Source organism: Vibrio chemaguriensis (genome assembly GCF_012275705.1).
Classification (GTDB): Bacteria; Pseudomonadota; Gammaproteobacteria; order Enterobacterales; family Vibrionaceae; genus Vibrio; species Vibrio diabolicus.
In genome coordinates, this window is sequence record NZ_SHOE01000001.1 from 141,873 (window position 1) to 162,941 (window position 21,069).

Annotated in this window: 21 protein-coding genes; 15 read left to right on the plus strand and 6 right to left on the minus strand. The window is 44.8% G+C overall.

What is annotated here, in order from left to right:
• Positions 1-31 precede the first annotated feature (31 nt).
• Positions 32-616, plus strand: a complete 585-nt coding sequence (locus EX191_RS00595; protein WP_005380255.1) for an RNA polymerase sigma factor — start codon at positions 32-34, stop codon at positions 614-616.
• Positions 613-1,272 carry a ChrR family anti-sigma-E factor gene (locus tag EX191_RS00600; RefSeq protein ID WP_048625904.1) on the plus strand — a complete coding sequence of 220 codons (660 nt, stop codon included), beginning with the start codon at positions 613-615 and terminating at the stop codon, positions 1,270-1,272. Before EX191_RS00595 ends, EX191_RS00600 begins: the two co-directional genes overlap by 4 nt.
• Positions 1,273-1,336: 64 nt before the next feature.
• Here the strand turns inward: EX191_RS00600 and EX191_RS00605 are convergent, their stop codons facing one another.
• The 4 genes from EX191_RS00605 to EX191_RS00620 all read right to left on the minus strand — a co-directional run bounded on the left by EX191_RS00605 (position 1,337) and on the right by EX191_RS00620 (position 5,062).
• Positions 1,337-2,689: an AmpG family muropeptide MFS transporter gene (locus tag EX191_RS00605; RefSeq protein WP_006742554.1), complete on the minus strand. Its 1,353-nt coding sequence runs from the start codon at positions 2,687-2,689 to the stop codon at positions 1,337-1,339.
• A 71-nt stretch (positions 2,690-2,760) separates the two neighbouring features.
• Complete coding sequence (locus EX191_RS00610; protein WP_193446966.1) at positions 2,761-3,306, minus strand: peptidylprolyl isomerase; 546 nt, start codon at positions 3,304-3,306, stop codon at positions 2,761-2,763.
• Complete coding sequence (locus EX191_RS00615) at positions 3,306-3,875, minus strand: YajG family lipoprotein (protein WP_193446967.1); 570 nt, start codon at positions 3,873-3,875, stop codon at positions 3,306-3,308. The genes EX191_RS00610 and EX191_RS00615 overlap by 1 nt, the downstream gene beginning before the upstream one ends.
• A 32-nt stretch (positions 3,876-3,907) precedes the next feature.
• Positions 3,908-5,062, minus strand: a complete 1,155-nt coding sequence (locus EX191_RS00620; RefSeq protein WP_193446968.1) for a methyltransferase — start codon at positions 5,060-5,062, stop codon at positions 3,908-3,910.
• A 243-nt stretch (positions 5,063-5,305) separates the two neighbouring features.
• On the opposite strand from EX191_RS00620, the gene bolA reads away from it, so the two are divergent.
• The 11 genes from bolA (at position 5,306) to dinB (ending at position 14,952) form a co-directional block, all read left to right on the plus strand.
• Complete coding sequence (gene bolA / locus EX191_RS00625; RefSeq protein WP_005380262.1) at positions 5,306-5,614, plus strand: transcriptional regulator BolA; 309 nt, start codon at positions 5,306-5,308, stop codon at positions 5,612-5,614.
• 473 nt (positions 5,615-6,087) lie between these two features.
• Entirely contained in the window at positions 6,088-7,428 is a 1,341-nt protein-coding gene (locus EX191_RS00630; RefSeq protein WP_041853022.1) for a Na(+)-translocating NADH-quinone reductase subunit A, read from the plus strand.
• A gap of 5 nt (positions 7,429-7,433) precedes the next feature.
• Complete coding sequence (locus EX191_RS00635; protein ID WP_006742551.1) at positions 7,434-8,678, plus strand: NADH:ubiquinone reductase (Na(+)-transporting) subunit B; 1,245 nt, start codon at positions 7,434-7,436, stop codon at positions 8,676-8,678.
• Entirely contained in the window at positions 8,668-9,438 is a 771-nt protein-coding gene (locus EX191_RS00640; protein WP_006742550.1) for a Na(+)-translocating NADH-quinone reductase subunit C, read from the plus strand. The genes EX191_RS00635 and EX191_RS00640 overlap by 11 nt, the downstream gene beginning before the upstream one ends.
• The gene (locus tag EX191_RS00645) at positions 9,438-10,070 is read left to right on the plus strand and encodes an NADH:ubiquinone reductase (Na(+)-transporting) subunit D (protein ID WP_005380269.1); all 633 of its coding nucleotides are present in this window, start codon (positions 9,438-9,440) and stop codon (positions 10,068-10,070) included. Before EX191_RS00640 ends, EX191_RS00645 begins: the two co-directional genes overlap by 1 nt.
• Before the next feature lie 7 nt (positions 10,071-10,077).
• Positions 10,078-10,674, plus strand: coding sequence for an NADH:ubiquinone reductase (Na(+)-transporting) subunit E (gene nqrE, locus EX191_RS00650; protein ID WP_005380270.1), 597 nt, complete (start codon positions 10,078-10,080; stop codon positions 10,672-10,674).
• Positions 10,675-10,707: 33 nt separating this feature from the next.
• The gene (gene nqrF, locus EX191_RS00655; protein ID WP_005380271.1) at positions 10,708-11,931 is read left to right on the plus strand and encodes an NADH:ubiquinone reductase (Na(+)-transporting) subunit F; all 1,224 of its coding nucleotides are present in this window, start codon (positions 10,708-10,710) and stop codon (positions 11,929-11,931) included.
• Positions 11,932-12,086: 155 nt separating this feature from the next.
• Positions 12,087-13,091: an FAD:protein FMN transferase gene (locus EX191_RS00660; RefSeq protein WP_193446969.1), complete on the plus strand. Its 1,005-nt coding sequence runs from the start codon at positions 12,087-12,089 to the stop codon at positions 13,089-13,091.
• Between the two features lie 22 nt (positions 13,092-13,113).
• Positions 13,114-13,347: a (Na+)-NQR maturation NqrM gene (gene nqrM / locus EX191_RS00665; protein WP_005436655.1), complete on the plus strand. Its 234-nt coding sequence runs from the start codon at positions 13,114-13,116 to the stop codon at positions 13,345-13,347.
• 231 nt (positions 13,348-13,578) lie between these two features.
• Positions 13,579-13,812 carry a DUF2789 domain-containing protein gene (locus tag EX191_RS00670; protein ID WP_012841486.1) on the plus strand — a complete coding sequence of 78 codons (234 nt, stop codon included), beginning with the start codon at positions 13,579-13,581 and terminating at the stop codon, positions 13,810-13,812.
• 75 nt (positions 13,813-13,887) lie between these two features.
• Entirely contained in the window at positions 13,888-14,952 is a 1,065-nt protein-coding gene (gene dinB, locus EX191_RS00675) for a DNA polymerase IV (RefSeq protein ID WP_193446970.1), read from the plus strand.
• Here the strand turns inward: dinB and EX191_RS00680 are convergent.
• Positions 14,949-16,874, minus strand: a complete 1,926-nt coding sequence (locus tag EX191_RS00680) for a RecQ family ATP-dependent DNA helicase (RefSeq protein WP_193447062.1) — start codon at positions 16,872-16,874, stop codon at positions 14,949-14,951. The two genes, dinB and EX191_RS00680, sit on opposite strands and share 4 nt — an antisense overlap.
• A gap of 76 nt (positions 16,875-16,950) precedes the next feature.
• Between EX191_RS00680 and EX191_RS00685 the strand changes: the two genes are divergently transcribed.
• Both EX191_RS00685 and EX191_RS00690 read left to right on the plus strand, forming a co-directional pair.
• Positions 16,951-17,430 carry a GreA/GreB family elongation factor gene (locus EX191_RS00685; protein WP_193446971.1) on the plus strand — a complete coding sequence of 160 codons (480 nt, stop codon included), beginning with the start codon at positions 16,951-16,953 and terminating at the stop codon, positions 17,428-17,430.
• Between the two features lie 61 nt (positions 17,431-17,491).
• Positions 17,492-18,235 (plus strand): YggN family protein, encoded by a 744-nt coding sequence (locus EX191_RS00690; RefSeq protein WP_005385316.1) that lies wholly within the window; start codon positions 17,492-17,494, stop codon positions 18,233-18,235.
• A gap of 134 nt (positions 18,236-18,369) precedes the next feature.
• Here the strand turns inward: EX191_RS00690 and EX191_RS00695 are convergent, their stop codons facing one another.
• A complete protein-coding gene (locus tag EX191_RS00695) occupies positions 18,370-20,916 on the minus strand; it encodes an Ig-like domain-containing protein (RefSeq protein WP_193446972.1) in 2,547 nt (848 codons plus the stop codon).
• Positions 20,917-21,069 lie beyond the last annotated feature (153 nt).

The following is a 21,069-nucleotide window of genomic DNA, read 5'->3' on the forward strand; positions in this document are numbered from 1 at the left end:
AGATGACTCCTCCCTAAAATTAAGGCCGATTATGATGAGTGATAGCCCAAAAAAACTGGGGCGCAGTGATTGGAACGATTACATGGACAAAGTGAAGGCTCGAGATAAAGACGCGTTCGCTTTTGTATTCCGTTTTTACGCACCCAAGCTGAAGCAATTCGCTTACAAACATGTTGGTAATGAGCAAGTTGCTATGGAGATGGTGCAAGAGACCATGGCGACAGTTTGGCAGAAAGCGCACCTCTATGATGGGGAAAAGAGCGCGTTATCGACTTGGATATACACCATAATCCGAAACCTATGCTTTGATCTGTTAAGAAAGCAGAAAGGTAAGGAGTTGCACATTCATTCTGATGACATTTGGCCGTCAGAATATTATCCACCAGATCTTGTTGATCACTATTCACCAGAGCAAGACATGTTGAAAGAACAGGTGGTTAAATTTTTAGATATTTTACCGAAAAATCAGAGAGACGTTTTACAAGCGGTGTATCTTGAAGAGCTACCTCATCAGCAGGTCGCTGAATTATTTGATATACCCCTCGGTACCGTAAAATCCAGGCTGAGGCTTGCAGTAGAAAAGCTAAGGCATTCAATGCATACGGAGCAACTATGAACAAACACCCAGATAACAGCTTGTTAGAAGCATACGCTTCGGGAAGCATTGATGCAGTTTCTGGTCTTGTGGTCGCAACCCATTTAGAAACATGCACCAAGTGCCGAGCTTATGTGAACCAAGTCGAAGCCAGCCAAGCGAATATCGTGAGCGACATCCCCTCTGAATATGTCCCTGAATTCGACGATATGTTCAATGATATTATCAATGCGGAGCCAGCGACAGATAACATCGTTATCCGAGATCCTGCCGCAGTGAATGTTGCAGGAAAGAGCTTTGAACTTCCCAAAACCTTAGCGCGTTTCTCTGACCTTGTAGGGTCATGGAGAAGTTACGGAGGCAAGGTTTTCAGTGCTCAGATTGATCTAGGGGAAGATGCTCGTGTTAGCTTAATGTACATCGGGGAAGATGTGCAAATCCCTCAACATACGCACAAAGGCTTAGAATCTACATTGATCCTACATGGTGGGTTTAGTGATGAGGATGGCCAATATGAAGAGGGCGATTTGATGATTAGAGACGCGTCAGTGAAGCACAGCCCTTACACTAAGGCCGGAGAAGATTGCTTGTGTTTAACCGTATTGACCGAGCCGATGATCTTTACTCAAGGTGTGGCACGTATATTTAATATGTTTGGCAAAGGGCTATACCCATAGACCTCTTATCTCATATCTCGGCAAAACAAAAACCACCGAATTCGGTGGTTTTTTGATGCGCTTCTTAGTGCTTGTGACGTGCTTTTTCCAATAGAGCATCAAAGTAATGTCGTAGCGAGTACAACATAATCAAGCTTGGCACGACCATAACAGCGGTAAGCACAAAGAACGTGCTCCAGTCATTGAGGTAGTCCACCAGTTCTCCACTGAAAGAAGCAAGAGTCGTTCGTCCGAAGTTGCCCAAAGAGGCAAGCAACGCATACTGAGTTGCCGAGAATGCTTGTCCGGTTAGAATCGTCAAAAATGAAACAAAAGCGACAGTTGAGAAAGCAGTCGTAAAGTTATCGACAATAATGGTTGCTAAATACAGGTGCTCATTTGGGCCTACCGATGCAATCCAAGCAAACATCAAGTTGCTGGCAGACATAGCAATACCACCGATCATTAATCCACGTACAATACCAAACCTGACGTTGAACATGCTTCCGACAAAGGTAAAGAAGATAGTGGCTCCCCATCCGATCAGTTTGGAGTAATAACCAATTTGTTCGTTACTAAAACCAATATCTTTATAGAACGCGATCGACATCCTGCCTAAAAACGCTTCGCCAATTTTGAATAGGAAAACGAACAGCAAAAGAGTAATCGCGACACGGACGCCATTGCGATTAAAGAAGTCAAGGAAAGGTTCTACAACAGTCACAGTAAACCAAGCCACGACTTTTGAACCAACCACTTCTTTGTGGCGTTGTTCTGCGGCAGACTGAAGTTGTTCGCGTTGAGTCTTAGGCTCTCCGACTAAAATCGTAAAGACCATTAGAATACCGACTATCACCGCCATCCCGTAATACACGCCATTCCAACCGACACTATCAGCATTAACAAACGCTAAATAACCTGGTAATGAATAACCTGTCCACCAGCCAATAACTGCCATTGCAGAAGCTTGTGGCAGCTTAGATTCTTCTGATTTTGGGAAAGTATCAATACGAAAAGCATCTATCGCGATGTCTTGTGTGGCTGATGCGGTTGCAATACACAAGGCGAGTAGAGACGCAAACACCAAGTTCTCTGCTGGATTCACGCCCGCAATAAATACCGTCGCGACGAGTACGATGCTTTGACAGAAGAAAATCCAGCTACGCCTTTGTCCAAGTAGTCGATAGAGCACTGGTAGCTTCACCCGGTCTACGAGTGGCGCCCAGAGAAAGTTAATTGCATAAACCGCAAAGACACTACCAAAGTAGCCTATTGCGGATAGGGTCAAACCAGCGTCTTTTAGCCAGCCAGACATATTTGAACCGATAAGTACCCACGGAAAGCCGCTAGAGCAGCCCAACATGAAAACCCACATGAGTCGTTTATCGAGGTAACTTTTTACCGTTTCCAACCAAGTGATGGAAGGTAATGAAGACATAAATCAATCCAATAAAATGAAGCCGTTGAAAGAGAAAGCCCTTCGATTATTCAAAGGGCTTATCGTTTTGGCTATTTAAGTAGTGTTGCTTTAGTGATGACGATTTGAGTCTCGGGAACATCACGCATACCGCGAGTCGTCGTAGTTGGCTGTTTTGCCATTTTTTGGATAATGTCGAATCCTTCCGTGACCTCGCCAAATACCGCATAACCCGGTGGACGAGCGCCGTAGTTTAGAAAATCATTGTCGACTAAATTGATAAAAAACTGACGAGTAGCAGAGTCAGGCGCGTTGGTGCGTGCCATTGCAATCGTCGCACGGTCGTTATTTAAACCGTTATTACCCTCGTTTTTGATTGGAGCGTAAGTCTTCACCATTTGCATATCTTGGTTAAAGCCACCACCTTGCGCCATAAAGCCTGGAATAACGCGGTGAAAAATAGTGCCTTCATAGCTACCGTCCTCTACATATTTCAGGAAGTTCGCTACCGCAATCGGCGCTTTATCTTCATTCAGTTCGACAGTAAATGAACCTAACGTTGTTTCAAACGCCACTTTTGGTCCAGCCCAAACGCTGCAGCTGAGTAGCGCGAGAGAAAGAATTGCCTTGCGTAACATTAGAAACGCTCCTGCATGTACTGACGAAGCTCTGGGTCATTGGCAATTTCTTTAAGTGTTAATGTCACTACATCATTCAGTGTTTGCTCAATGTCGGCATCAGACGCACTCAATGTGCCAGAACGCTTCGCAGTGCCTGTGTAAGTTTTGACCAGTTTACCTTCTGGTGTTTCTGCGGTGATTTCAAGCACGACTTTCGCATCCATCTCATTTTCCATCACCGAATGTTTTACGTTAACTAATGCTTCTTGAACGTTTAATTCAATTGCATTGTTGCTGTTTAGATCGGCATGGAAGCCTTGAGATGAAAACTGCTTCTCTAATGCTTCTTCTAACGCAATACGTAAATTCTGTTTAGCATGAAGAGGAAGAATGTTCGAACGGCCGTTATCCACCAACGCCACGTACTGCGCTGCACGTACATCTTTGCTGGTCAAGCTGTAAGCCTTGCCTTGAACAATTGGATTGGTGCTCAGTGTGCTTTCTGGCATCAAATTCAGCTGAGGCTGTTGAGGAGCTGAACACGCAGCAAGCAACGCAACCGAAGCCGCAAGTACCAATTTTCTCATTTTATTATTCCTTTTAACTATTTTGCTAAAGCTTATTTTGCGCTTAATTTAGCAGGATTTTTTGTGGCCTGTAAAATCACAAACTTATTGTTGGAAGCGATAAGTTTCACATTCTTATCGCCAAACAGCCGTTTTAGTTTTGCGTCGTAACCAAGATGACGATTTCCAATCACCAGTAACTTACCACCTTCACTTAATACTTGCTTTGCATCACAGAACATTTGCCAAGCAATATGATCGGTGATTGCCTGCTGTTGGTGAAAGGGTGGGTTACACATAATCATAGAGCTGCTGTTGTGTTTAAAACCGTCCAAACAATTGTTTGCAACACACTGTATGTCTCTATCTTTACCAAGGGTATCTAGCAGGTTCTGCTTCGCGGACTCAAGCGCCATAAAGCTTTCATCAACACATGTTAATCGAGCATTCGGATTCAGCTGACCAAATTTCACAGACAGAACACCATTACCGCAACCGAGATCGATAACATTATCTACCAATGGATCTTGAGGTAGGTGCTGCAGCATAAAACGCGCACCTAAATCTAAGCTTTCTCCTGAATAGACATTTGGCATGTTCTTGAGTTCGATATCTTCGCCATCAACGCGCCAAGTCGTGAAAGGGCTTACTTCAATTGTTGGGTCAACCGTTGCTTGAGCAAATACCAATCGGTGCTTTTTCCAGGCCAGAGAGGTTTTTGTCTCACCCAAATATTTTTCAAACAGTTTTAGCGTTGAAGTATGAATGTCTTTCGCTTTATTAACTGCAATGACGGGGCAGGATGCAGGCAGTGCTTTTCTTAACTGACTGAGTATCCAAACGAGGTGACGGTTACTTTTTGGCAGTTGCAGCAATACGAGATCAGTATTGGAAGGTACGGGATCCATCGTGGTTGCAAACGCTACCTTATTGCACTGGTTTTGCTCAAGGTTCTGCTGCACACCTTTATGAGAAATGAAAGAATCACTCATTAGCGTCACATGGTGCTTTTCTGAAAACCAGCAGGAGAGGGCACCAAAGCTGTCATTAATCACGAGGATGTTTTGATTGTTTGGCAAAGCAAGTTCTTCAACATGATTAATAAGATACTCATCACCGGCATCCCACGCTTGTAGAGTTTCATTGCTGCGTTTTGGGAAACGATAAAGTGTTAGGCTTCGCTCGTGAAGATTCAGTTCGGTTTTCATAGCTAAATGTAAGTTGATTTAGAAATTAAGTGTTATTGTCGCAAATGATGACGTGTCGAGATACAAAAAGCTGTCAAATTTTACGTGTTCAGTGGTGCTCGCTCTCTAGGCATGTTCATAGCGTCAAGCGCTTTGAAATCAGTTGAACGTAAAATGCATCAATAATGAGAGTGATGTTTGAGTGATACACGTCTGCTTTACTTAGGTATATACTTATGGAATTCGCATCAATGAGGAACGAATATGATCCAAGAAATCATAGAGAAGAAACTACACAGTGAGCTGCAACCAAGCTATCTCAAAGTGATTAATGAGAGCTACATGCATAATGTGCCACCAGGCTCGGAGAGTCACTTCAAAGTGATTGTTGTGAGTGATTCGTTCGCGGGACAGCGTTTGATTGGACGCCATCGCCAAGTTCATCAAATTTTGGCAGATGAGCTAGATAACCACATTCATGCACTAGCTATTCATACATACACTGATGAAGAGTGGAAGCGAGAACAAGATGGCGCTCCTGATAGCCCTATGTGTATGGGTGGCGGTCACTAAAGACGCAAAATATAAAGGTGCAGAGAAAAGGTGGCTAAGGCCATCTTTTTTCGTTTTACATTCTTTAGGGGCATTGATGTGGCACAAATTCTGGTTAAAAAATGTGTTAACAGTGTTTCAACAAATGAATGGAAATTGCAGGATATTTCAGGCGATGAATATGACTTTTCCATAAGATATGTATGGAATATGGCATTTGTGCGATCGGTCAAAGTTATGACTATTCTTTGACCTTTTAGACCTGATTCTACCGAAATAACCCCTCTATTCTAATGATTGGTCATGGCATCAAGTTCCTAAAAAATGCTAGACTACGGCACCTGATAAATCTCGCGTATTCCTTGTGACGAGATTTTTAATAGGATGTTGCGATTTTGATGTTTAAAACAACATCAAAACCGGACACTGATGTCGTGTCTAAAAGTTACGCAATCAAAAGAATCTTTTTCCCGATAAAAGTAGTGCAAGTGCGTATGATTACAATAAAGAAGGGCTTGGATCTTCCTATCGCAGGAACTCCATCCCAGGTGATTAATGATGGTAAGACCATCAAAAAAGTCGCCTTGCTTGGCGAAGAGTACGTTGGCATGCGTCCTACCATGCATGTCCGCGTTGGTGATGAAGTGAAAAAAGCGCAAGTTCTTTTTGAAGATAAAAAGAACCCTGGCGTGAAATTTACTGCACCAGCAGCCGGTAAAGTGATCGAAGTTAACCGTGGCGCTAAACGTGTCCTTCAATCTGTAGTGATTGAAGTGGCAGGTGAAGAGCAGGTGACATTTGATAAGTTCGAAGCCGCTCAACTTTCAGGTCTAGATCGTGAAGTGATCAAGACTCAGTTGGTTGACTCTGGCCTATGGACCGCTTTACGTACTCGTCCGTTTAGCAAGGTTCCTGCAATCGAGTCTTCTACTAAGGCTATTTTCGTAACTGCAATGGATACTAATCCACTAGCAGCTAAGCCTGAGTTGATCATTAATGAGCAACAAGAAGCATTCATTGCTGGTCTAGACATTCTTTCAGCCCTGACAGAAGGCAAGGTTTACGTATGTAAATCTGGCACTAGTTTGCCACGCTCTTCACAGTCTAACGTAGAAGAACACGTCTTCGATGGCCCTCACCCAGCAGGTCTTGCTGGCACCCACATGCATTTCCTATACCCAGTGAATGCAGAAAATGTGGCATGGAGCATCAACTACCAAGACGTTATCGCGTTCGGTAAGCTGTTCCTAACTGGTGAGCTATACACAGATCGTGTTGTGTCTCTAGCTGGTCCAGTTGTGAATAACCCTCGTCTAGTTCGTACCGTAATCGGTGCAAGCTTGGATGACCTAACAGATAACGAGCTGATGCCTGGCGAAGTTCGTGTGATTTCTGGTTCTGTACTGACAGGTACACATGCAACTGGTCCACACGCATACCTTGGCCGTTACCATCAACAGGTTTCTGTATTACGTGAAGGCCGTGAGAAAGAACTATTTGGCTGGGCAATGCCTGGTAAGAATAAGTTCTCGGTAACTCGCTCTTTCCTTGGTCACGTATTCAAAGGTCAGTTGTTCAATATGACAACGACGACCAATGGTAGTGATCGTTCAATGGTTCCAATTGGCAACTACGAACGCGTAATGCCTCTAGATATGGAGCCTACTCTGCTGCTTCGTGATCTATGTGCAGGTGATACAGACAGTGCTCAAGCACTGGGTGCGCTTGAACTGGATGAAGAAGATCTAGCATTGTGTACCTTTGTATGTCCAGGTAAGTACGAGTACGGTACGTTACTTCGTGAATGCCTAGATACTATCGAGAAGGAAGGGTAATTTTCATGGCTCTTAAAAAGTTTCTTGAAGACATCGAGCATCATTTTGAGCCTGGTGGTAAACACGAAAAATGGTTTGCCCTGTACGAAGCTGTAGCAACAGTTTTTTACACTCCAGGTATCGTAACAAATAAAAGCTCGCACGTTCGTGATAGCGTTGACCTAAAACGTATCATGATCATGGTTTGGTTTGCGGTATTCCCAGCAATGTTCTGGGGTATGTACAACGCAGGTGGCCAAGCTATTGCAGCGCTTAACCACATGTACGCTGGTGATCAACTAGCGACAGTTATCTCTGGTAACTGGCACTACTGGCTAACTGAAATGCTGGGCGGAACGATTGCCGCTGATGCAGGGGTTGGCAGCAAGATGCTACTAGGTGCGACCTACTTCCTGCCTATCTACGCAACAGTATTCCTTGTTGGTGGTTTCTGGGAAGTGCTTTTCTGTATGGTGCGTAAGCACGAAGTAAACGAAGGCTTCTTTGTTACTTCTATCTTGTTCGCACTTATCGTTCCACCAACGCTACCTCTATGGCAAGCGGCACTAGGTATCACATTTGGTGTTGTTGTTGCGAAGGAGATCTTCGGTGGTACAGGTCGTAACTTCCTTAACCCTGCACTTGCAGGTCGTGCATTCCTATTCTTCGCTTACCCAGCGCAAATCTCGGGTGACGTAGTATGGACTGCAGCTGACGGCTTCTCTGGTGCAACTGCTCTTAGCCAATGGGCTCAAGGTGGTAACGGTGCTCTAGTTAACACAGTAACTGGTTCTCCTATCACTTGGATGGACGCTTTCATCGGTAACATCCCTGGCTCTATTGGTGAAGTATCGACTCTAGCTCTAATGATCGGTGCAGCGATGATCGTTTACATGCGAATCGCTTCATGGCGCATCATTGCGGGCGTAATGATCGGTATGATTGCAGTATCGACTCTGTTTAACGTGATCGGTTCTGACACTAACCCAATGTTCAACATGCCATGGCACTGGCACCTAGTTCTAGGTGGTTTTGCATTCGGTATGTTCTTCATGGCAACGGACCCAGTATCAGCGTCATTTACTAACAAAGGTAAATGGTGGTACGGCATCCTGATTGGTGCAATGTGTGTGATGATCCGTGTAGTTAACCCGGCGTACCCAGAAGGTATGATGCTGGCGATTCTATTCGCGAACCTATTCGCACCTCTGTTCGACCATGTAGTGATTGAGAAGAACATCAAGCGGAGACTAGCACGCTATGGCAAGTAATAACGACAGCATTAAAAAGACGCTGGGTGTTGTTATCGGGTTGAGCCTTGTTTGTTCAATCATCGTATCAACAGCAGCAGTAGGTCTGCGTGATAAGCAAAAAGCTAACGCTGTCCTAGATAAGCAATCAAAGATCGTTGAAGTTGCAGGCATTGACGCGAACGGTAAGAAAGTACCAGAGCTATTTGCTGAGTACATCGAACCTCGTCTGGTAGACCTTGAAACAGGTAACTTTACTGAGGGTAATGCATCTACGTACGATCAGCGTGAAGCATCAAAAGATGCAGAACGTTCAATCGCATTGACACCAGAAGAAGACGTCGCTGATATCCGTCGTCGTGCGAATACAGCAGTGGTGTACTTAGTAAAAGACCAAGATGAAGTCCAAAAAGTTATCTTGCCTATGCACGGTAAAGGACTATGGTCGATGATGTATGCCTTTGTAGCCGTTGAAACTGATGGTAACACTGTGTCTGCTATTACTTACTACGAGCAAGGTGAAACTCCTGGACTTGGTGGTGAAGTAGAGAACCCTTCATGGCGCGATCAATTCATTGGCAAGAAATTGTACAATGAAGATCATCAGCCAGCGATTAAGGTCGTGAAAGGCGGCGCACCGCAAGGTTCTGAGCACGGTGTTGATGGCCTATCAGGAGCAACGCTCACTAGTAATGGTGTTCAACACACATTTGACTTCTGGTTAGGTGACAAGGGCTTTGGTCCTTTCCTAGCAAAAGTTCGTGACGGAGAACTTAACTAATGTCTAGTGCACAAAACGTTAAAAAGAGCATTCTAGCGCCAGTATTGGATAACAACCCAATCGCGCTACAAGTTCTTGGTGTATGTTCTGCTCTTGCAGTGACAACTAAACTAGAAACAGCTTTTGTAATGACGCTAGCGGTAACATTTGTAACTGCGTTGTCTAACTTCTCTGTTTCATTGATCCGTAACCACATTCCTAACAGTGTGCGTATCATCGTTCAGATGGCAATTATCGCATCGCTAGTAATCGTGGTAGACCAGGTGCTAAAAGCTTACCTATACGATATCTCTAAACAGCTATCTGTATTCGTTGGTCTGATTATCACTAACTGTATCGTAATGGGTCGTGCTGAAGCATTCGCAATGAAGTCTGCGCCAGTACCATCTCTTATTGACGGTATTGGTAACGGTCTAGGTTACGGTTTCGTTCTTATCACTGTAGGTTTCTTCCGTGAGCTATTTGGCTCAGGCAAACTATTTGGCCTAGAAGTTCTACCTCTAGTGAGCAACGGTGGTTGGTACCAGCCTAACGGCCTAATGCTACTAGCACCATCAGCATTCTTCCTAATCGGCTTCCTTATCTGGGTAATCCGTATTCTGAAACCAGAACAAGTAGAAGCGAAGGAGTAAGGACGTCATGGAACATTACATTAGTCTGTTAGTTAAATCGATTTTCATCGAAAACATGGCTCTGTCTTTCTTCCTAGGTATGTGTACTTTCCTTGCCGTATCTAAGAAGGTTAAGACCTCTTTCGGCCTAGGTGTTGCAGTTGTGGTAGTACTGACTATCGCTGTTCCTGTGAACAACCTAGTATACAACCTAGTTCTGAGAGAGAACGCGTTAGTTGAGGGCGTGGACCTTAGCTTCCTAAACTTCATCACCTTTATCGGTGTAATTGCAGCACTTGTACAGATTCTAGAGATGGTTCTAGACCGTTTCTTCCCACCTTTGTACAACGCGCTAGGCATCTTCCTTCCGCTGATCACAGTAAACTGTGCAATCTTCGGTGGTGTATCTTTCATGGTACAACGTGACTACAACTTTGCTGAATCTATCGTTTACGGTTTCGGCTCTGGTGTGGGCTGGATGCTGGCAATCGTTGCTCTTGCAGGTATCCGTGAGAAGATGAAGTACTCTGACGTACCTCCAGGTCTACGTGGTCTTGGTATCACATTTATCACTGTAGGTCTTATGGCGTTAGGCTTTATGTCTTTCTCTGGTGTTCAACTGTAAGTCGGGTAAACCGCAACAATTAAGGAATAGTCAATGGACATTATTCTTGGTGTAGTGATGTTTACTCTGATCGTACTTGCACTAGTACTAGTGATTCTTTTCGCTAAGTCTAAGCTTGTACCAACAGGTGACATTACAATTTCTGTGAACGATGACCCTTCTCTGGCGATCGTTACACAACCAGGTGGTAAGCTACTGAGTGCTCTAGCCGGTGCTGGCGTATTCGTATCTTCTGCTTGTGGTGGCGGTGGCTCATGTGGTCAGTGTCGCGTAAAAGTTAAATCAGGTGGTGGCGACATCCTACCAACCGAGCTTGACCATATTACTAAAGGTGAAGCTCGTGAAGGTGAGCGTCTAGCGTGTCAGGTTGCAATGAAAACTGACATGGACATCGAGCTTCCTGAAGAGATCTTTGGCGTTAAGAAGTGGGAATGTACCGTTATCTCTAACGATAACAAAGCGACATTCATCAAAGAGCTTAAGCTACAAATTCCAGATGGCGAATCAGTACCTTTCCGTGCTGGTGGTTACATCCAGATTGAAGCACCTGCTCACCACGTGAAATACGCAGACTACGATATTCCTGAGGAATACCGTGAAGACTGGGAGAAGTTCAACCTTTTCCGTTACGAGTCTAAAGTTAATGAAGAGACAATCCGTGCATACTCAATGGCTAACTACCCAGAAGAGCACGGTATCATCATGCTTAACGTTCGTATCGCAACTCCGCCGCCGAACAACCCAGACGTACCACCAGGCATCATGTCTTCGTACATCTGGTCTCTAAAAGAAGGCGACAAGTGTACTATTTCTGGTCCATTTGGTGAGTTCTTTGCGAAAGATACAGATGCAGAAATGGTATTCGTTGGTGGTGGTGCTGGTATGGCTCCGATGCGCTCACACATCTTCGACCAACTTAAGCGTCTACACTCTAAGCGTAAGATGTCTTTCTGGTACGGCGCACGTTCTAAGCGTGAAATGTTCTACGTAGAAGACTTCGATATGCTACAAGCTGAGAATGACAACTTCGTATGGCACTGTGCACTGTCTGATCCACTTCCAGAAGATAACTGGGATGGTTACACTGGCTTTATTCACAACGTTCTTTACGAGAACTATCTACGTGATCACGAAGCGCCAGAAGACTGTGAATACTACATGTGTGGTCCACCTATGATGAACGCTGCTGTTATCGGCATGCTAAAAGATCTAGGTGTAGAGGATGAAAACATCCTACTAGATGACTTCGGTGGTTAATCCCTCCAAGTGATTGAATCTATGGCTAGCTCTCTAAGAGCTAGCCATTATTTTTTGTAGAAGTAAAAATAATATTCAACAGTTGATATAGGTAATTGGATTTAAGTAATCGGTCCCATTCCCCATATCAATTCAACAACATTGGGAGTTAACAAGTGAAAACGTGGCTTGTTGCATTCGCTTCTCTATTGATTTTGGCTGGCTGTGAGCAGCCAGCAGATCAAATTCATCTAAGTGGCCCTACCATGGGGACTTCTTATAACATCAAATATATCGAGCAAGATGGTATTCCAACGCCAAAAGCGATGCAGACGGAAATTGATCGCTTATTGGAAGAGGTTAATGACCAAATGTCGACCTACCGTGATGATTCAGAGTTAAGTCGTTTTAACCAGCATCAAACGAGCGAGCCATTTACAGTTTCGACACAAACTGCAACGGTAGTGAAAGAAGCAATTCGCCTTAACGGTCTTACTTTAGGTGCGTTGGATGTGACAGTCGGCCCTTTAGTTAACCTGTGGGGCTTTGGCCCAGAAGCTCGCCCTGATGTCGTTCCTACAGATGAAGAGCTAGCGGAACGCAAAGCCAATACTGGCATTCATCATCTATCTGTTGATGGCAATAAATTGTCTAAAGATATTCCTAACTTGTATGTCGATTTATCAACTATTGCTAAAGGTTGGGGGGTTGACGTGGTTGCTGACTACCTTCAATCTGAAGGGGTTCATAACTTCATGGTAGAAGTGGGCGGCGAAATGCGCCTCAAAGGCGTGAATCGTGAAGGCGTGCCTTGGCGCATTGCGATTGAAAAGCCGACTATTGATGAGCGCTCAATTCAAGAAATTATTGAGCCAGGGGACATGGCAATTGCAACAAGTGGTGACTATCGTAATTACTTTGAGAGTAATGGTGTGAGATACTCTCATATTATTAATCCAAGAACAGGCAAACCTATTCATCATAAAGTGGTGTCTGTAACGGTATTAGATAAATCGTCGATGACTGCTGATGGTCTTGCAACTGGTCTTATGGTGCTAGGTGAAGACAAAGGCATGGCAATTGCGAACGAAAATAATATTCCTGTTTTCATGATTGTGAAGACGGAAAATGGTTTTAAAGAGCTGGCTTCGGAAGCATACAAGCCGTTCATGAAGAAATAACAACAGAAGTGAGCATGTTCTTATGAGTACATTTCTAATTACGTTTGCAGTTTTTGTTGCGGTAATCGCAGCGATGGCTGTTGGCTACATCTTCCAGAAGAAAGTAGTGAAGGGTAGCTGTGGCGGTCTTGGTGCAGTAGGTATTGAGAAAGTATGTAACTGTCCAGAACCATGTGACGCGCGTAAGAAACGTGAAGCACGTGAAGCGGCGCGAGCTGAGAAATTGGCTGCATGGGAAAAAGATCGAATTGCTTAAGTATCGGTCATCCAAAGAGTAATACAAAATAACCCAGCTAAAGCTGGGTTTTTTTATATTTCTCGCTCTACTTCTCTGAGAGTTTATACTTTGCTTGCTACGTTTAATCTAGGATGACCGGAAGCTTAAGTCGGTGCAGAATTCACAGCCACGTCATTTCCCTTTAATCACCGTACTTAACTGTTATTTGGTTATATACTCAAACTAAAGCGCGTTAACTTAGGAGGAAATATGGAAATGCATCAACACGGTATGGCTGAATTGTTTCAACAATTAGGCCTCGGCAGCTCTCCTCAAGAGATAAAGGACTTTATTAACGAACATCGACACAAAAGAGCTTCAGCCCCTTTGCATGAAGCCAGCTTTTGGACAAGTTCGCAGGCCACATTTCTCAAACAAGCCATTGAAGAAGACGCAGACTGGGCAGAGTTGGTCGATCAGCTTGATGTGATGTTACGAGATTAAAGCACGTTTACAAACTCTCATTTCTATCAAGGCAGATTTAATTTATACTGTTCTTTTGAACAGTATTTGATGGCTATGTCAGACCGAATCAGAAAAATCATTCACGTCGATATGGATTGTTTTTATGCTGCCGTTGAGATGAGAGATAATCCTAGTTACCGTGGCATTGCACTCGCTGTTGGCGGTCATGAAAAACAGCGTGGCGTGATTAGCACCTGTAATTATGAGGCGCGCAAATATGGCGTTCGTAGTGCAATGTCAACGGCGCGAGCATTGCAACTCTGCCCCCATTTACTAGTCGTTCCCGGTCGAATGCACGTGTACAAACAAGTCTCTCTGCAGATTCGTGCTATTTTTGAGCGTTATACGCCTATCATTGAACCTCTATCATTAGATGAAGCATACCTCGATGTCACGGACTCTACAGCTTGTCGTGGCTCCGCAACGTTGATCGCAGAGTCTATTCGACGCGACATTTGGAATGAGCTTGGGCTGACGGCATCGGCGGGCATTGCACCGATTAAGTTTCTTGCCAAAGTCGCCTCTGATATGAATAAACCCAACGGTCAGTTTGTTATCCCGCCAGATAAGGTCCAGGAAGTTATCGATACACTTCCGCTGGAAAACATTCCTGGTGTTGGGAAGGTGAGTCTTGAGAAGCTACATCAAGCGGGCTTTTATCGATGTGAGGATATTAAAAACAGCGACTATCGTGAATTGCTGAGACAGTTTGGTCGTCAGGGAGCATCTTTATGGCAGCGTAGCCATGGAATTGATAATCGAGAGGTCGTCGTTGAGCGAGAGAGAAAATCCGTCGGTGTGGAACGAACATTCAGCCAGAATATCTCGAGCTATGATGAATGTTGGCAAGTGATCGAGGATAAACTTTATCCTGAACTCGAGAAACGCTTAGAGCGTGCAAGCCCAGATAAATCGATTATTAAACAAGGTATTAAAGTTAAATTTGCCGACTTTCAACTGACAACAATTGAGCATATCCATCCGCAATTAGAGCTTGAGGACTTCAAGATCTTGTTAAGAGATATTCTTAAGCGCCAAAACGGACGAGAAATACGCCTTTTAGGCTTGAACGTGATGCTCAAGCCCGAGAACCAAGCGCGTCAATTGAGCTTTTTCTAGGCTCTTACTGCTTCTACCTGATCTAATACTTGCTCAAAGCTTGTGTTGGCCATCGCACCATAACCTGACAGTTTTGAAGCTTTTAGCTGGCTAATTAAAGGGGTACTAATGCCACACAAGAAGCGGGCGACAGCATCATTGCTGATAGTTGAAGGGGAGAGCTGAATAAATTCCTGCACCCACATTGCTACTTGAGGTGGCTCAATATCCTCATTTTGTGGTGTTGGGAACGAAGCGACTTGACCACGACACACGGAGCAGTGACCACATTGCTCTGGTGCATTGTGATCAGCAAAGTAGTTCGCCAATTGTGAGCTCAAACAGTGCTCTGACTGGAACAAGCGCAGCATGGTGTGAATTCTTTCGATATCTTTGCTTTCTTTGGATTGGAACAGTTCATACAGTTGTTGGATTAAAACATCAGAACCCTGTGTGGTTGGCAAAACAGAGTACACGTCGGTCAGTTGTTTGCTCTCTAGCTCTATCCAACCATTCTGGTGAAAATAGTCGAGGGCTGCGACAACTCGGCTGCGTTCCGATTGATAGTTCATCCATAACGCTTCTAGGTCAACTTGGCACCACACTTTGGCTTTTTGCGAGCAGGAGAAAATAGCCTCCACGAATTGACGTCGCTCGCCTTGAAATTGATTCACAATAAATTGCTGATCGTGCAAAAACTTAAAGCGATATTCCGCAAAGTAACTGTATTTTGCTTCAATGAGTTTATGTAGCTCCAAATAAACCAACAAGGTTTTGAGTGGCAATTGGCGGATATTACTTTCACGCGATAAACGCAGTGGCACTACCTCCCATTGTGGAGCATGTTCTTTCGCTTGCTCGACTACATAGTTAATCGAGGTTAGTTCAGGTGTGTCACCATAGACAAAGTTTTCCAACACCGTTAAGCCGGACGTATTGCCCAGCAGAATGCACTCAGAACGTTGCCCGTCCCTGCCTGCACGTCCAATCTCTTGTGCGTAGTTCTCGATCGATTTGGGTAAGTCGAAGTGAATGACGCGGCGGATATCAGATTTATCGACCCCCATACCAAATGCAATCGTGGCAACAATACAGTCAATTTGGCTATCCATAAACTGCTGTTGGATTTGTTCACGGATGTCGCTTTTCATACCTGCATGGTACGCGTGAGCATTAATGCCAATATGGATTAGTGATTTTGCTACTTGCTCTGCTGTCTGCTGTTGTGTCACGTATATGATAGTCGGAAGCTTAGGAGAAGAGGCGATGAGCTCACTTAGCACTTCTTGTTTCGTTGCTTCCTCGCATGGGATCACCGAGATATCCAGATTGGGGCGGTAGAAGCCTGTAACGGTAATATGTTCACTGGCAATATCGAACTTTTGTTTCATGTCTTCAATAACTGCGGGCGTTGCTGTTGCAGTGAGAAGCAAAGATTGTGGAATGTTCAGTTCACGTTGATATTGCGGTAGCTTGAGATAATCAGGGCGGAAGTTATGTCCCCATTCGGAAATACAGTGCGCTTCATCAACCACCATCAAAGAGATCGGTACTTGGCGAATGAACTCACGAAAACGCTCGTTTTTTAGGCGCTCAACAGAAATCATCAATATTTTGATCTGTCCATTTTTTACCCCTGCCATGACGCGTTGTGACTCTTCTCTGCTTTGACTGCTATCGATAGAAGCGGCCGGGATCCCTTTACTTTGCAAAAAGTTCAACTGATCTTTCATTAGCGCCAACAACGGCGAGATCACCAACGTAAGATTGGGCAATACGGTTGCTGGCAATTGGTAACAGAGAGACTTACCCGAACCTGTAGGAAAGATGGCCGCAGCAGAGTAACCATTCATAACCGCTTCAATAACGGGTTGTTGACCTTGGCGTAATGAGTCAAAACCAAATACGGATTGAAGTGTTTGATGCAGCGAGTCACTTTGCATAATAGGGAAACCTTTCTTTGATGGTAAACTTAGGTACATTAACACACCCTGAGTGCCAAACGCGCGTCCTAAAAGTATGAACAAAGCTGACTTAGTCCAAATTATCATCCAACATCTGGAAGAAAAACTTCAAGTGGCCCATGCATCGGCTCAGCGAGCTATTGATGCCGCGACAGATGAAGAAACTGTTCCCGAGCATAAGTACGATACGTTAGCACTTGAAGCCGCGTATCTTGCTCATGGACAAGCTATGCGAATCCAAGAGAGTGAAGACGAGCTGCGTCAATATCGCGCTCTAGTGACTCGCGACTTTAAAGGCGCACCTGTTGGTGTAGGTGCTCACGTCGTTCTCGCAGATGAGAATTTGCTTGAAAAGCACTTCTTTGTAGGCCCTTGCTCTGGTGGTCTGACTGTTAAATATCAGGCTCAGGAAGTCTTTGTCTTAACAGCAAAATCTCCTCTTGGTCGAGCGTTATTCGGGAAAGAAGAAGGCGATGAGATTGATGTAAAAATAGGAGAAAAAACAACTTGTTACGAAGTCGTGACGGTTTGCTGACATCTCATGTATCACTCAGTGTTATGTTTAACACGAGTAATGTTAAATAAAAGAGAATGACATGAAAAAGCTTTTTACACTCTCATTGCTGATGGTCAGTGCTACTGGTTATGCAGCGCAGTGTCGTGTGGACATCAATAATGAAGTCCGTATGGATGGGCAAAGCTTGGAAATTCGCCAAACGACAGGTGATAAAGCTGTCGTGGATGAGGATAACAACCTATTCATCAAAGGTGAGCTAATTGAACTCAATGCCGACCAAAAAGCGGCAATTGAAGACTATCGCGAAAAAATGAACGCGTATATTCCACAAGCAAAGCAGTTGGCGAGTGATGGTTTAGCGCTTGCAAATGACATCATCGATGATGTCGCGGAAAGCCTAGACGCACCTGGCGCGTTTGATAACGTCAAAGTCGCAGTGCAGGACTTTTTCGCTGATGTTGAATCACGTTACTACAAAGATGGCGATTTCATTCTACCAGCGGAAAGTTTTGAGTCCATGACACAAGGGTGGACTGAAGACTTTGCAAAAGCACAAGAGATCTTCAATAAAGAGTTTTTAGCGAGTTCGTTGGATGCTTTATCGAAAAAAATGAAGGAAGAGGGGGGAATAAACCTCACTGCATTATCGGAGAGTATGGCTGAACTCAGCGCGAAAGTAGAAGAGCGTTTAGCTGAGCATTCGAAAGAGGTAGAGCAACAAGCAGAAGACTTGTGTGACTCGTTGGATGACATGGCAGGGCAAGAAGACGATTTGTTGAAGAAAATCCCTGAGCTAAAAGATTACCGAGTATTTACGATTTAATTACCCTTCAAAAAGTAGAACTCAATGGTATAAAGAAAGAGAGCACAATTGTGCTCTCTTTTCGTTTTTACATACTTGAACAAGTAATGAAAGCAAGACGATATTTCCGTTTTACCCGCTTGTTCTTTGATAGCTTATTGCGCGTTCATCTCGGTGAGCTTATCGCCGACAGGTTTTGAGAAGTTAAAACCATCGTGCTTATCCCAGTTGATAGACCACGTCATTACCCCTGCATAATTCGGGTAATTGAACGCTGGCTTAACGGTGCCACATGAAGTGCCTTTGGTTAAACAATCTAGTGCGCTGATAATATTCTGTGTCGGAGCCTGGCCTGAATTTGCCGAGCTAGGACCTGAAGGTAAGCCGATTGCAACTTGATCATCACGTAGTGGTGCAAACTGAGTGCCGTCGGCCAATTCAAAGCCTTCGATAAGCATTTTAGATTGCGCTACCATCATATCCACAGAGCCTTCTGGCGCACTGCCTGGCAGATATGGGTTTGGCAAACCACCGTTGTTATATAGTTGGACGTGAAGCAGGTCGAGCGTGCTGCGTGTCTCATTAATCACAGGAATGTAAGCTCCCCAAATACCGCTGTAAGCCACATAGCCGCCTTGAACATAAGGATGCTCAGGTGCCATGGTTAGGTACATATCGCCACCCATATTTTGCTCTATTTGAAGCAAAGCACGACCAAGGCGAGCTTGAATTTGCGAGCCATGAACCAAGTTAGATCCACTCTCTAAATCCACATCAAGACCATCAAAGCCCCACTCAGCGATAAGACCTGTTAGGCTAGAGACAAAGTTGGCTTCATCTTGGTCGGTATTCAGCGTAATCGTGCCTTCTGCGCCGCCAAGAGAGAGAACAAACTTTTTACCTTTAGCTTGAAGCGCAGCCATGTCTTGTTTGAACTGTGCTGGGTCGAGCGCTGGACAATCGCTGTAAATATCGCCTGAATATAGATTAAAGTGCACGGTACCATCACTGTTGCGGTCATTTTCGGCAAAGGCAATATCAATCACATCCCACGCATCAGCCATATCCGCTAGACGAATTGGACAGCCAGCCCCATTTACAAAATTGTGCCAGTAACCGATGAGTTTATGACGTTTCTCTGCTTGCTCAACCACCGTTATTGCTGCCGCGTCAGATAACGTCGCGCTTCCAGCAAGATCAATGGCTTGAGCGCTTACGGTAAACTGTCCGATTGCGGCTGGTGTCCAATTCGCAGAATAAGGCGCAGTCGTATCTGTGGCGACAACTGAACCATTGACCATGAAATCAACTTGTTTAATGCCTGAGGTTAAAGACGTTGCATCGGCACTTAATGCGAGGTTTTTGCCTAATCCGACGGTTTGACCGCTACTTGGTGAAGTCAGTGAGACGACCAAATCTTTATCGCTGACTTCCACACCAACCAAGGACTCTGACGTGTTGTTATCATTATCGGTTGCGACGGCTTTAAGCTGGTTAGCGCCAATAAGTGTGGCGTTCCAAGTAACGGAATATGGTGCTTGAGTGATGACCCCTAAGCTGGTGTTGTTCGCAAAAAACTCAACTTGCGTGACTGTGCCATCAGCATCGCTTGCGTTAGCCGTGATTTCGTTATTGCTGCCAGCGAGCACGACTTGTCCATCCGTTGGTGCCGTAATGGTAACTTGCGGTGGCGTCGAACAAGCACCTAGGCCACTCCAAGCATCTTGCCAATATAGCCCTTCACCAGGTTCGTAAGCCCATGTCGCATCCGAGGAACACCAACCAGCAACATCACAACGATATTTTTGGTTGAAGTGAGAAACCAGGTCGCCAACTTGATAACTCGTTCCCGCCGCGTAAGGCACTGCATCTGAACATCCGCCCGTCCCTGTTTCTGAATTACTAACAACAAGCGTTACTTCTTGGCTCATGGTTGCGAGGTATGTGTCATCAGTCGCTTGTGCTTTAAACGAATGTGTACCAGCATTCGCGGTCCATTGATATTCGTAAGGTACGCTGGTATCAATCGCAACGGATTGATTGTTCACGAAGAACTCAACTTGTGTGACCACACCATCAATATCATCAGCTTGAGCGGCTACGGTTAGGTTATCGCCTACATTAAGCACTTCTGTGCCTACTGGGCTTGTCAATGAAATGCTTGGTGGCGGTAATTCGACTTGTGGTTGAACTTGGATAGAAATCGTCGTGGTGGTAACGGCTCCCTCATTATCGGTCGCAATTGCGGTCAATTGCGAGACACCTTCAATAGCGGTCCAAGATGCTTCGAATGGTGCTTGAGTTACCACAGCAACCGTTTGGTTGCTTGCAACAAACTCAACTTGTGCGATTTGGCCATCTTCGTCGGCTGCGTTGGCTAGCAAGGTGATCGCACTGCCTTCGGGAATTTGTGCGTTGTTTGTTGGAGAGGAGAATGACACTGTTGGCTCTAGGTTGTTGCTTCCACCATCACATTGCCCTAACGCTTTCCATGCCTCCCAAGCCCCTGAATTGGTAACAGGGTCATTGCCTTGCGTCCAATACGCGGCCTCGTAAGCGGCTCCTTGCGTTTTTACTAAAGTGCCCAATGTATAAGTCGCAGTGCTGTCCCAGTCGGGTAAGCTTTGGCAGTTATAGGCTTGAGCTTGGTAGCTGACGCTGAGTGCTGCAACCATCGCTCCGTGAAGTAGAGTGACCTTCATTTTCCTCTCCTTGAGTCATGGATATAAATGAGAACAGAGTAATAACTAGCTGATAAATAGACATAAGGGGGAAAAAGCGAAGCACAATATTCTGCTTTTCGACACAGTATCACGAGGAACTATTCGTTCCTTACACCAAAGCTCATTATTTTT